Raw genomic sequence first — 12,108 nt, forward strand, 5'->3', positions numbered from 1 at the left:
CCGCGCCTCAGTGAGCCAGAGGCTCGCTTCGGGCAGGCTGTCTTTTCCACTCCAGCCCCAGCGGTGCGAACGCGCACTGCGATTTGGGGCGCGGGCCTCCGGGGAAAAGACGGTTGCGCAAAGCTGCGGCGGTCTTGGATCACTGATCTCCAAAACCACCGTCTTACGCCCAACAGGGAGGACGAAGCCCTTTCCGAAGGGAACCGGAAGAGGTTGGGCTTCATCCCCACTCTGCACCAACACCTCAGCTCTTGTCACGAGCCAAGAGCTGGGCGCTCTGCCACGGCGGCAACTATCGCCTTTGAGAGAGGAGGGCGCATGGCGAGCTACCACCTCTCGGTGAAGACGATCAAACGCAGCGCCGGGCGCTCTGCCACGGCGGCAGCAGCCTACCGTGTCGGGGAGCGCATCGAGTGCCAGCGCGAAGGCCGCGTCCACGACTACACCCGCAAGCAGGGCATCGAGGAGACCTTCATCCTGACCCCGAAGGACGCCCCGGACTGGGCTACGGATCGGTCCCGCCTCTGGAACGAGGTCGAGGCCAGCGAGACCCGCCGCAACTCCGTCACCGCCCGCGAGTGGGAGCTGGCCCTGCCGTCCGAGATCAGTGCCGAGGCCCGCTCTCAGATCACCCGTGACTTCGCCCAGGAACTTGTCAGCCGCTACGGCGTGGCCGTCGATGTGGCGATCCATTCGCCGCACCGGGAAGGCGATCAGCGCAATCACCATGCCCATGTCCTGACCTCCACCCGCAAGCTGGAGGCCGAGGGTTTCACAGCCAAGACCCGCGTGCTCGATTCCGCGAAAACCGGTGGCGTCGAGATCGAGCAGATGCGAGGCCTCTGGGCCGAGTTGCAGAACCGCGCTCTGGAGCGGGCAGGGGAGGTGGAACGCGTCGATCACCGGTCGCTTGAGGCGCAGCGCGAGGCGGCGCTGGAACGGGGTGACGAGCTGACGGCGGAGGAACTGGACCGCGACCCCGAGCTGAAGCTGGGGCCAGCCGCCAATTCCATGGAACGCCGGGCCAAGGCGATGGCCGAGCGCCAGGGACGGGAATACAAACCCGTCACCGAGCGCGGTGCCGTGGTCCATGCCGCCCGCCAGGCACGCGCCGCGTTTCGCGAAATGCGCGCGCGGCTGGAATTGGCGCGCGAGACCTACGGCATCGAGCGCGAGGCCGGGCAGGGCCGTGTCTCTGCCGGTCTGGCAGCGCTCAGGGCTGCGACCGCGAAAGATCGCAACCGCAACCGCGACCGAAACCCGGATGACTTCCGAGAGCGTCTGGCGCGCGTCGTGGGCGGGTCACGGGACCAGGACGACACACTGAGGCCGGAAGGCCGCAATTATGCGCGTGAGCGGCTGAAGGAGATCATGGAAAAGGACGCCGGTCGCGACGGCCAGGCAGCGGTTCACAAGCTGGATGGCCACAGCGAGTATGATCTGGGCGAGGAGACAGGACGCGCGGCGCGCAAGCCATCCGTCAACGAGCGCCTGAAGGACGTGTTGAACAAGCCGCGTGAAAAGCTGGAGATCGAGGACGAGCGCGAACAGGAACGCGGCGACGACGAGAATGAAAACACGCGGGACAGGGATCGTGGCGAAGGTCACAGCCTGTGACGCAACCCGATGACATGACAGAGGAGACAGACCGGATGTATGAAGTATTCAACGTGGGCGACACGATCTTGCTGGACGGCAAACCGCTATCACTTGTGACGCCCGCAGGTGTTGAAGGCTGGATTGAGAAGGGCATCCCCCACAGCTACCGTTACGACCAGGTGCGCGATCCGCTCGATGGCAAGATGAAGTACCGCTGTCTTTACGAGAAGGATGGCTCCGATGTGCCGTTTGTTCTGGTCAAAGATCCGGACGAGGGCGTTGGACGCGTGATCTTGTTCGACAGCTTTCCCGAGTCAGTTCACTAGATGCTTGGGCCTGACAACGCCATTTGGGATGATGGCGAATGGGTTAGCTGGGACGAGATCAACCGGCAGCTCCAATACAAGGAATGGGGCGCAAAATATCCGAACGCGGATCGGGCGCTGATCCCGATTTTCGAAGATTTATTGTCGCTCGCCGAGGAGTATCATTTGCAGACAGGTCTGCACCTCCAGGTCTATGGCGACATTGGGGAGCTCTTCGCGGCTATTACCTACGGGGTGAAGCTTCACAGGAATTATGCCCAGGGTTCGGATGGCAAGCTGGGTGACGACTTCATAGAAGTCAAAACGATCACGCCCTTCAAGGCACGCGATTTTGTGACGATCAGCTCTGCTGGCAACTTCAGCAAATTGTTCGTTGTGAAGATCAACCAGGAATTTGAGATCGCTGGGAGGATGGTAGATCGCAGCGCTCTGAAGTGGGGTGGACGGACAGAGATCAAGGTTCATTGGGACGAACTGGGAGTCAGAACGCCGTAGCGCATCAGAAGCTTGTGACCCCGGCAGTGCGCCGGTCTCGCTGTGAGCGATAGCCAGGGCGGGGGATCGACTGGCTGACGCCCGCTCACCCCGGCCCTGACAGTTTCCAAATATTGTCGATCCGCCTGCCATCCCGGCAGGTCCGAGAAAACCGGCAAGCGCCGCCTTTGGCGTCGGTTCCGGTCGAGAATTTCGGTTCCTCCCACGCGCGAGGCGCGCGGTTCCCTCCCAAATTCACGCCCTCCACCCGGTTGTCACGGCCCCGCCAGGCCGCAGGACGGGCTTTGCCCTTACCTGCTCTGCCCTTCGGAATGCATGGGCATTCCAAAGATCAGAACAGGAAGGCCCGCCCATCGGCGGAAAGGGGAAAAGACCCGGCCCGCGTCACGCGAAGGAGGGTCACAAATGACCGCAGAGAAGTTTGACGTTTATTCCCATGTCACTAATCAGATTATCGCGCAGATCGAGGCGGGGACGCCGCCCTGGCGCAAGCCGTGGACCGGCGGAGGAGGAGGTGTCAGCTTGCCGGAACGGTTCAACGGCGAGGCCTATCGGGGCATCAACATCCTGATGCTTTGGGCGACAGCGATGGCAAAGGATTACAGCTCAGCCCGCTGGATGACGTTCAATCAGGCCAAACAGCTTGGGGGCCATGTCCGCAAGGGCGAGAAATCCGCAACAGTGGTCAAGTACGGCACCGTCGAGCGCGAGGACGAGAACGGTGAGGAACGCCAGATTCCCTATGCCAAGGCCTACCGCGTGTTCAACGCTGATCAGATCGAGGGCTTGCCCGCTGAATTCTACATCCTGCCTGATCCGCCCCGTGATCTTGGCACTGTGGCCGACCCCGAGCTGGAGGCGTTCTTTGCTGCGACAGGTGCGCAGATCGACGTGACCGAGGAGCCGCGCGCGTGCTACAACATCAAGACCGACCGCATTCACATGCCGCCGATTGGCACGTTCCACCAGGCCGCAGGATACTACGGCACCTTGGCCCATGAGACAGTCCACTGGACAGGCGCGGCAAAGCGGCTGGATCGTTTGGGCCGGTTCAATGACCGCAAGGCCTATGCCTTCGAGGAGTTGGTCGCGGAGATTGGTAACTGCATGCTTTGCGCGCAGATCGGGGTGGAGCCTGAATTCGACCAAAGCGCCGCCTATGTCGAAGGATGGCTGGAAGCGATGAAGGAAGACAGCCGCGCGATATTCCGCGCCGCGTCCGAGGCGCAGAAGGCAGTGGATTACATCATGGAGCGCACCGTGCAGGCTGACCGGATGGCGGCTGAGTAACAGCCCGTACCGCCGAGAGGATCGAGGCCCCGGTCGGCGGGTGGGGGTCTTTTGCGTTGCGTTGTGGTGTGATCTTGGGCGAGGAGGGTTTCAGGGTGACCTATCGGCGGGCAACCTGAAGGCCACCCGCCGACAGGCCCGGCGCTTCGCGCGGATGGGCATTTCATGCCCGGACGCAGAGACAGGCAAGCGGTGTTCATGGCGAACAATGCTATTCGTTGCAAATCGTATGCACTGTCACACTGCGGGGGGAAGCAGCCGCTCGCGATGACTAATCGAAAGTCAGCTTCCTTTGATCAGGCGTCGAGTTCGACCACAGGTGAGAAGCCGCCGTAGATCATCCGCATCCCGTCAAACGGCATCGGATTTTTCTCGGGGTTGATCCGCTCGTCGGATTTCGAGGCCTCTTCCATTTTTGCGCCGCAGGCATCGCGCGTGGCCTTGTCCGGCCATTCGACCCACGAGAACACGACCGTCTCGTCGTCCCTGGCCTGCACGGCCTTCCGGAAATCGGTTTGCTTACCGTCGCGCACATCGTCGCCCCAGCATTCCCGGACTCGCAGTGCGCCCTGATCCATGAAGAAGCGGTTCGCCCGGTCGGCGTGTTCGGTGAAAGTCTGCTTGTTCGCGGTCGGCACCGCGAGAATGAAGCCGTCGATATAGCTCATGATCTGTCTCCCTAGTTTGTTCTTTACTACATACCGACCGACCGGTATGTATGTCAACCATGCCAAGACCGACCAAACAATCCCCCGAGCGCGGCGATGCGCGCACCCGCCTTCTGGAAGCGGCCCGCGACGTGATCCGCCAGAAAGGTTTCGCCGCAACGTCCGTTGACGACCTGTGCCAATCGGCCGGGGTCACGAAGGGCGCATTCTTTCACCACTTCAAAACGAAAGATGCCCTTGGTGTCGCAGCCGCGAACTATTGGGCCGAGACGACCAGCGCGCTGTTTGCGGGCGCACCCTATCACAAACCCGACGATCCGCTGGACCGGGTGCTGGCCTATCTGGATTTCCGCAAGGGGATCATCGGTGGCGAGACCTTTGAATACACCTGCCTCGTCGGCACCATGACGCAGGAGGTGCATGACAGCGCCCCCGCGATCCGGGACGCCTGCGCTGCCAGCATCTTCGGTCATGCCGCCACACTGGAGGCCGACATCGAAGCGGCCAGAGCGCAGCGAGGGATTGATGCCGAATGGACAGCCGAGAGCCTTGCCCGCCACACGCAGGCGGTTCTTCAGGGTGGGTTCATTCTCGCCAAGGCCACCGGAGACTCGGACCTCGCCCGCGAGAGTGTTGATCACTTGATCCGCTATGTGCGGGGCCTGTTCGGTCTTGATGTCGAACCACAAACCTCAACAACAAGGGAGAATTGACCAATGGAACATGCCTCAAAAGTGCGGACCTGCCTTTGGTTCGAGAAGGGCGGACACGAAGCAGCCCAAGACTACGTGAAGCTCGTGCCGGACAGTCGGATCGAGGCGGTGCGCGAGAACGGCCAGCCGGACGATCCTATGATTGTCGAGTTCAACTTGGCCGGTGCGCCGATGATGATCCTGACGGGAGGTCCGCATTACAAGCTGACGCCCGCCGCCTCGATCTCTGTGCTGACAGAGGATCAGGACGAAACTGATCGGCTCTGGGACGCGCTGACCGCGAAAGGCGGCGAACCGGGGCGCTGCGGATGGGTCGTAGATCGCTTCGGCGTATCCTGGCAGATCGTGCCAAAGCGGATGCCGGACCTGCTGGCCAGTGACGATCCGGGCGTGGTGGGCCGTGTGAGCGAGGCCATGATGCAGATGGGCAAGATCGACATCGCCGCCCTCGAAGCCGCCGCCGAGAAGGAGCCAGCGCATGGGTGAGACAACACAAATCGGATGCGCCTGCGGTCAGACCCGCCTCGAAGTCGAGGGCAAGCCAATCGAAAGCGTCGAATGCTGCTGCACCTCTTGCCGCGAAGCGGCGGACCGAATGCAGCGCCTTGAGGGCGCCCCGCAAATCCTCACGGATCACAGCACGACTGCCTTCGTCATGTATCGCAAGGACCGCGTGCGTTTTCTGTCCGGCACCGACAACCTGGCCGGGTTCCGCCTGTCCCCCGAAGCCCCCAGCACGCGGGTGATCGCCACCTGCTGCAACACGCCAGTCTATCTGGAGTTCAAGGGCGGGCATTGGCTGAGTCTTTATGGTGGGCTCTGGCCGGATGGCACAAGGCCTGCGCCCACGATGCGCACGATGGCCTCCGACCTACCCGAAGGGGCCACGCTGCCGGACGACATTCCCAACGCGAAGAAACAGAGTCTCGGGTTCTTCGCGAAGCTGTTCGGAGCGTGGGTCGCCATGGGGTTCCGCAACCCGAAGACGCCAACCACGGGAGAGATCAATGTCTGATACGGACGAGAAGATCGAAATCGAAAGCATCACATCGCCGAACCACGTCCAGCGGGTGAACAAGGCGAAATTCATCGCCATGCGGGACGCCTTGCTGCCGGTACTGCCGACCGAGCCTCCCGGCATGAGTGTCGCCGAGGCCAAGGCTGCGCTGCTGCCGAACCTGTCACAGGAGCGGTTTCCGGGCGGCGAGAAGGCCGGATGGTGGCTGAAGGCAGTGCAGCTCGACCAAGAGGCCAAGGGTGTAATCGAACGCGGCGGCAAGGCGCCGGTGCGGTTGTTCAGGACGGGGCGATAACGGTCGTTATTGCCGATGACAGAAAGGGTTGAGTTTTGGCGCATCCTGCGCTGCGGAGAAGGTCTGGAGTGAGCCCTTTTTGCAGTTCACTGCACATAGCGCGAAGGGCCGCAGTCCATCTTGGTTCACTTCACGGCGATTCTGCATCGGACAACTCAGTCTCAGACCGTTTCGCCCGCATGTCCGCAAGCATTTGAACGCGCGGTTCATGCCGCTTGCGATACAGAAACCGTGCCCAGAGCGCGAAGGCCCATGACATCCAGCCCGCGTCGATTTCAATGACGTCGCGCAGCCTGGATCCTGACTGCTGCGGTTCCACGGTCAGAGTGTGACGCCACGATTTGACGCCTGCGCCCTTTTCAGAAGACCGCAAAATCATTGCTTCGTCGTCGCATTCCAGGACTTCCATGAAATACGGCTGAGGCGGTAACTTCCCGAACAGCGACACCTGCACGGTAATTCTCTGGCCTTGGTATACGCGACCGCTCGGCAACCCTTCGAAGCTGACAACCCCATCCATGATTTCCCTGAGTGCATCGAGGTCCGTTGCCAGCGCCCAGACCTCCTTCGCCGGTGAGGCGTATTCATGTTCGAGGATGACAGTCTTCACAGTCGCTCCTGTGGTTCAAAAAGCTATCCCTGCTTGATTGACCTAAACCAAACATCTGCGCAACCGCAGCGAAAGCCAGCTCTGTCCCGCACACCGGACACAAACCCAGTGGCAGAACCTGCACGCCAAAGACGGCGGTTTTTGTCCAGGCGCCCCACCCTTCCCAGGATCAACCGCTTAGGTTGGACAAAAACCTCCGGCAAAACTTTTGCGGTTTTGGCAGGTTTTTGTCCAAGCCAACAATGGCTAACTACTACTCGTCAATGCCCGCATCTGAGAAACTTGAGGGCAGAACCGAATGACCCACCAGATTTCGGGTATCGGTCGTAGTGCCATTTCCACTCTCGCGGGAGTGCTTTCACCACCAGACTTACTCCCTCTCAATCAACTCCGGCCCCTCATCTCGCGCGCCAAATCTCTTGACCGGATGATGGCGAAGCCGCACCTCTGACCCCAGTTCCTGAACGTCATCGCTTCCAGACAACCACGCCTCGCGCTCGTTAATATTGAGGATTACAGGCATGCGATGGTGGATTCCCTCGACATCGGCATTGGCCGCGCGGGTCATCATCGTGCACGTTAGCAAGTCATTCCAGAGGGATGCCAACCCAGCCGCCCAGAGCGTCGGTTCATTCCCGCCAGACAAGATCACATGGGGCTGTTTGTGGCCCTTCTTTCCCGTCCATTCATAGTACCCACCCATCGGGATAAGGCAGCGCCCATGCCGCCACACAGCGCGAAAGCTCGGCTTGTCTTTCGCATCCTCTATTCGCGCATTGAATGTCGTGGCCTTCCAGTCTTTCACCTCGCCCTTGTGCCAAGACGGGACAAGCCACCACCGGGCTTCAATGGCGACCAGAGGTGAGCCACCGAAGATCAAGATGTCTTGCGTCGGTGCGACGTTGTAACGGCACGGGCCACGCGGCGGGATGATCACAGGTTGGCCCGGAAACGGGTTGATCTTTGTCTCTGAGTGCTCTTGGTCTGTGCCGATCAAATCAGGTTCGATGAAGCGTCCGCACATTTGGAATATCTCCCATGGCTAGCAGGATTGAGACTAGGCATGCGCCCCGACCCTCGCAAGGGCATCGACTTGAGCGACGTTGGTAGCCCAGTCAAAGCCGAAATTGTCGCGCTTCCCCGCCAAGCGAATGCATTGCCCGATTGCGTAGAGAAAGCTTGTCTAACAGTCCGCGTAAACTTGTCGCCTCGGTATTGGTGGCTCCTCATATTGCACCAAATGAAAGCCAAGCTGGGGCCGGAACCAGCAGTCAGGATGGGATCCCGCGCAGCAGGCTTTTAGATCGACTCACCCGAACGACCACTCAACACCAACACTTCCGAAACCCCCCGGCGCCCCTCCACGCGCCCAAGCTGCACGATCACGTCGATGGACTTCCGGATGTAGGTCTGGACCTCTGCGAATGTCAGCGGGGTGCCGGCTTGCAGGACCATGATCGCCAGTCGGTCGATGGCGAGTTCGGCGGTTTCGGCATGGATTGTCGAGACCGAGCCGCCGTGGCCGGTGTTGATGGCCTCGAGATAGGTGAGAGCTTCCGCGCCGCGCAACTCTCCCACGACAATCCGATCCGGTCGCATCCGCAGCGACGCCTGAAGGAGAGCTCCGGCGGAGCGGGGGCTGTCTTTGGCGCGATCCGCTAGGAGACAGACGGAATTCGGCTGGTGGGGAAAGAGTTCGAATGCGTCCTCGATCGTGATGAGGCGCTCGGCGTCCGGCACATGGGTCAGGAGATGCCGGGCAAAGGTGGTCTTGCCGGTCGATGTCCCGCCGCTGACCAGGATGTTGAGACGGTTCGCGATCAGTTGCTTCAGCGCCTCCGGCAGGTCCGAGCCTGCCAGCTCGGCGATCTCGGACAGGTTTTCAGCCCGCTTGTCCGACAGCGACACGGCCTCTCCCAGCAGGTATTCCGGGCGATAACTGCGGATGTCGGCCCGACCGAACAGCCGGATCGTAATCGACGCGCCGGTCTCGACGGCAGGCGACACCACGACCTGCACGCGAAGGGGTCTGCCCTGGAACTCGACCTTGCCGGAGACGAGCGGGTTCTTCTCAGAGACCTTGGCCTTGGCGTCCCCGACAATCGCGGTCCCGAGATTGACCGCAGCCATCGGATCGACGGTGAGATCGACAGGTTCCATTGCATCCGCGCCACGTCGCTCGATCCAGACCCGACCGTCAGCATTCACCGCGAGTTCGATGACCTCGTCATCGGTAAGCCACCGTTCAAACGGTGCGAGGTAGCGCTCCAGGTAGGACGCGGGCAGGGCGTCAGCCATCAGAAGACACCCCCCTTGCTCAATAAATCACCACGTCCCGGTCTACGAGTACCGTCACACTGGCGCCCTGATCCACGTAAATCGTGGGTGCGATCGAGACCTGGTCGGCAATGACCGAGCTGGTCGCATCCGAGAGGTCCTCGCCGATATTCTCCAGCACCTCGCCTCTGACCTCATCCCGGGCCTGCTCGGCCGCAACCGACGGCGCGGCGCCGATGATGGAGATCAGCGCTGCCCCGCCGAAGCGTTCGTCGAACTTGGTGTCGACGAGGCCCGTGAGCCCGGAACGGCCGAGCTGGTCGCCCCCGACCGCGGCGATATCCATGGAGGTCCCGTCGGGTGTGAGAATCCGTGTCCAGAGGATCAGGATGCGTTTCTGGTTCACCTCGATGCCGGAGCGGTATTGCCCGAATAGCCGCGAGCCGCGGGGGATCAGGATCCGCTCGCCGGAAAAGGCTGGCACCGGCTCGGACACCACCGCCACGACATTGCCCGGCAGATCGCTGTTGATCGCCGTCTGGAGCGCCGCCTGGATGACCGAGCCCTGCGCAAGTGTCCGGTCCGGGAACTCCATGCGGGTGGCTTCCTCGACCTCGAGTGGTCGGGCGGCACGCTGCAGATAGGCCTCGTTCTCGTCGAGCGGGGCGCCCGTGCCCGCCGGGCCGGACGGCGCTGCGGTGGCACCGCGCCCATCGGCATAGACAATCGCTGGGGACCGGATCTGGGCGGTCAGCAGTTCCGCTGCGTCCCGCTCCGCCTCGCGCCTGCGCTGTTCTTCTTTTTGCCGCCGCCGCTCTTCGAGCAGTTCCTGATCGGCGATGAGGGAATTGTTCTGTAGCTCGGCTTCGAGGCTCTCCCGTTGCGCCTGCTCGGCTTCGAGCAGGGCCTGGAGGTTTGCAAGCTTCGCATCGTTTTCGCGTTCGATTGCGGTCAGTTGGCGCTCGCGTTCCGCGATCTGGGCTTCCAGCGCCCTGGTCTGGGCATCGAACGCCTCGCGCAGATCGTTCACCGCTGCCTGGATCTCGGCATTGCGCTCGGACTGGCTGGCCGCCAGCGCCTCGCGAAGCCGGGCGATTTCGTCGAGGACCTCGCTGGAGGGTTCCGGCGCCGGGCTTTCCGGCACGTCGAGCGCATCCTCCACGGCGATCAGCGCATCGTTGACCCGCTCTTCGGCTTCGTCGGGCGGGAACTCCAGCCGGCCGCCACCGGGCCGGCCATCCTGGAACGGTTCCACCTCGGAGGTCTCGAGCGAACTCGGGATATCGTGCCCCGAGCTGGCCAGCCAATAGGCGACACCGGCACCGCCAAGCCCGAGCGCGATGGCGAGCGCGCCAACGCCCAACCCGCTGGTCCGGGATATCTTCTTGTCGTCGCTGAAGGTATTGAGGCGTTTCTGGAGATCGGGATCCGCCATGGTCAGTTGCTCACGTAGATCGCGGAGCGGTCGCGGGCGATGCAAAGCGCCTCATCCCCGATCCTCAGCGTCCAGTAGTCGGTCACGCCGAGGACCCGGACGGTGTCGCCGATCTGGGTCCAGTTTACGGTGCGCTCGCGGCCCTGGTCATCGGCCTTGAAGATGGCGGGCTGTCGGCCGTTCTCGGGAAAGGTGAAATAGGTGTAACGGCCGTCGTCATAGACCGAGGCGGGGCGGAAATCGCTCTCGCCAGAGACGAGATAGGCGTAGTTTCGCGGCGCCTCAAAACCCTTCGGGGTGGTTCCTGTTGTGCGCCACGCATCGTCGGGATACTGGAATCTCACCTCGAAGAACTTGCCGGTCCGGTTCGGGATCGAGCCCTCGCGCAGGTGGAAGGAATAGGTCCGACGGTTGGTGATGACGGTCATATTGGTCGAGGCGCCGGCGACATGGGGCTTGATCGTCAGCACGTTGCCCAGCTCAGGGATCGGATCGACCTGGAAGCTTTCTGTATCGCCGACGATGACCGCCTCGAACCGCTCACCGCGCCCGAAATGGATCGTCGTGGAGTGGCGCAGATCGGTCTCGATCCGGAACACCTGGTTCTCGTTGTAGACGGCGTAGCGGATGCGGATGTCGAGCGGGCCGCCCTGAGGCGTGGCCTCGGCAAAGGTGATCGTCGGCAGCGCACAGGCCAAGAGGAGGGGGGCGAGCAGTCTCATCGGTCAGTTCTCAAGGGTTTCGGCATCGACGCGATAGGAGGTCACGACGAAGCCGAGCGGGTTGGCCCAGACGTCCTGCAGGCGTTGACGGGTTTCGGGGCGGAAGTCATAGGCGAGGGTGGCGACGTAAGGCCGTGTCACAGTGCGGGTGTCTCGCTCTCGGCGCAGCGTCCGGGTGAAGCGAACCTGGGCGACACCCGGCTCGATCTGGTTGACCGAACGGATCACCACATCGATCTTGGCCTCGCGGCCATAGACGGTGATCGGGTAGTCCGGGTTCGAGGAGGACCAGAGATCACGGAGTGTGCGGGCGGCATCGCCGTCGGAACGGTCGAGCACCGAGTTGATGCGGCTCTCGCCATCGGTGAGATCGTAGGTCTCGCGATCATCGACATAGGCCACGAGGCTCGCCTGGATGATGGCGTCGCTCTCATCAAGGGTGAGGGCCGCGACCTGGGCCACACGGTCCATCTCGCCGGTTTCCTTGTCGACGACGACGACAAAGGTCTCGACGGATTTGAGCGGGAAGAGCGTGAGCGCGCCGAGAAACCCGGCAAGGCCGACGGTCACGCCAGCCGCGGCGATGAACCAGGCGAAGCGTTCCCGCCGCCTCGGCCCATAGATGAAATCCGCCTCGAAGGCGTCCCGTTCCTTGCTCAT

The 12,108-nt window shown here is 62.2% G+C and carries 15 protein-coding genes; 8 read left to right on the plus strand and 7 right to left on the minus strand.

What is annotated here, in order from left to right:
- Positions 1 to 318: 318 nt before the first annotated feature.
- From mobQ to MUY21_RS14655, 4 genes are all read left to right on the plus strand, one after another.
- Positions 319 to 1,617 carry a MobQ family relaxase gene (gene mobQ, locus MUY21_RS14640; protein WP_248411082.1) on the plus strand — a complete coding sequence of 433 codons (1,299 nt, stop codon included), beginning with the start codon at positions 319 to 321 and terminating at the stop codon, positions 1,615 to 1,617.
- A 35-nt stretch (positions 1,618 to 1,652) separates the two neighbouring features.
- Entirely contained in the window at positions 1,653 to 1,925 is a 273-nt protein-coding gene (locus MUY21_RS14645; RefSeq protein ID WP_248411083.1) for a hypothetical protein, read from the plus strand.
- The gene (locus MUY21_RS14650; protein ID WP_248411084.1) at positions 1,926 to 2,420 is read left to right on the plus strand and encodes a hypothetical protein; all 495 of its coding nucleotides are present in this window, start codon (positions 1,926 to 1,928) and stop codon (positions 2,418 to 2,420) included. It begins immediately after the preceding gene.
- A 405-nt stretch (positions 2,421 to 2,825) separates the two neighbouring features.
- Entirely contained in the window at positions 2,826 to 3,710 is an 885-nt protein-coding gene (locus tag MUY21_RS14655; RefSeq protein WP_248411085.1) for a zincin-like metallopeptidase domain-containing protein, read from the plus strand.
- Between the two features lie 296 nt (positions 3,711 to 4,006).
- On the opposite strand, the gene MUY21_RS14660 is transcribed toward MUY21_RS14655, so the two are convergent.
- A complete protein-coding gene (locus MUY21_RS14660; RefSeq protein ID WP_027260251.1) occupies positions 4,007 to 4,378 on the minus strand; it encodes a DUF1428 domain-containing protein in 372 nt (123 codons plus the stop codon).
- Between the two features lie 59 nt (positions 4,379 to 4,437).
- Here MUY21_RS14660 and MUY21_RS14665 point away from each other — a divergent pair, with 59 nt between their 5' ends.
- The 4 genes from MUY21_RS14665 to MUY21_RS14680 are packed head-to-tail and all read left to right on the plus strand — an operon-like array spanning position 4,438 to position 6,404.
- Positions 4,438 to 5,091, plus strand: coding sequence for a TetR/AcrR family transcriptional regulator (locus MUY21_RS14665; protein ID WP_027260252.1), 654 nt, complete (start codon positions 4,438 to 4,440; stop codon positions 5,089 to 5,091).
- A gap of 3 nt (positions 5,092 to 5,094) precedes the next feature.
- Positions 5,095 to 5,577, plus strand: a complete 483-nt coding sequence (locus tag MUY21_RS14670; protein WP_027260253.1) for a VOC family protein — start codon at positions 5,095 to 5,097, stop codon at positions 5,575 to 5,577.
- A complete protein-coding gene (locus MUY21_RS14675) occupies positions 5,570 to 6,106 on the plus strand; it encodes a hypothetical protein (protein WP_027260254.1) in 537 nt (178 codons plus the stop codon). The genes MUY21_RS14670 and MUY21_RS14675 overlap by 8 nt, the downstream gene beginning before the upstream one ends.
- Positions 6,099 to 6,404, plus strand: coding sequence for a hypothetical protein (locus MUY21_RS14680; RefSeq protein WP_248411086.1), 306 nt, complete (start codon positions 6,099 to 6,101; stop codon positions 6,402 to 6,404). The genes MUY21_RS14675 and MUY21_RS14680 overlap by 8 nt, the downstream gene beginning before the upstream one ends.
- Before the next feature lie 130 nt (positions 6,405 to 6,534).
- On the opposite strand, the gene MUY21_RS14685 is transcribed toward MUY21_RS14680, so the two are convergent.
- The 6 genes from MUY21_RS14685 to MUY21_RS14710 all read right to left on the minus strand — a co-directional run bounded on the left by MUY21_RS14685 (position 6,535) and on the right by MUY21_RS14710 (position 12,108).
- Positions 6,535 to 7,014 carry an SRPBCC family protein gene (locus MUY21_RS14685; protein WP_051372163.1) on the minus strand — a complete coding sequence of 160 codons (480 nt, stop codon included), beginning with the start codon at positions 7,012 to 7,014 and terminating at the stop codon, positions 6,535 to 6,537.
- Between the two features lie 370 nt (positions 7,015 to 7,384).
- Positions 7,385 to 8,038: an SOS response-associated peptidase gene (locus tag MUY21_RS14690; RefSeq protein WP_248411087.1), complete on the minus strand. Its 654-nt coding sequence runs from the start codon at positions 8,036 to 8,038 to the stop codon at positions 7,385 to 7,387.
- Positions 8,039 to 8,313: 275 nt separating this feature from the next.
- Positions 8,314 to 9,312: a P-type DNA transfer ATPase VirB11 gene (gene virB11, locus MUY21_RS14695; protein WP_248411088.1), complete on the minus strand. Its 999-nt coding sequence runs from the start codon at positions 9,310 to 9,312 to the stop codon at positions 8,314 to 8,316.
- Positions 9,313 to 9,331: 19 nt separating this feature from the next.
- A complete protein-coding gene (locus MUY21_RS14700) occupies positions 9,332 to 10,726 on the minus strand; it encodes a TrbI/VirB10 family protein (protein WP_248411089.1) in 1,395 nt (464 codons plus the stop codon).
- A gap of 2 nt (positions 10,727 to 10,728) precedes the next feature.
- Positions 10,729 to 11,448, minus strand: coding sequence for a TrbG/VirB9 family P-type conjugative transfer protein (locus MUY21_RS14705; RefSeq protein ID WP_248411090.1), 720 nt, complete (start codon positions 11,446 to 11,448; stop codon positions 10,729 to 10,731).
- 3 nt (positions 11,449 to 11,451) lie between these two features.
- Positions 11,452 to 12,108, minus strand: coding sequence for a type IV secretion system protein (locus MUY21_RS14710; RefSeq protein WP_248411091.1), 657 nt, complete (start codon positions 12,106 to 12,108; stop codon positions 11,452 to 11,454).

It is taken from the genome of Aliiroseovarius sp. S2029 (assembly GCF_023195575.1).
Taxonomy (GTDB): domain Bacteria; phylum Pseudomonadota; class Alphaproteobacteria; order Rhodobacterales; family Rhodobacteraceae; genus Aliiroseovarius; species Aliiroseovarius zhejiangensis.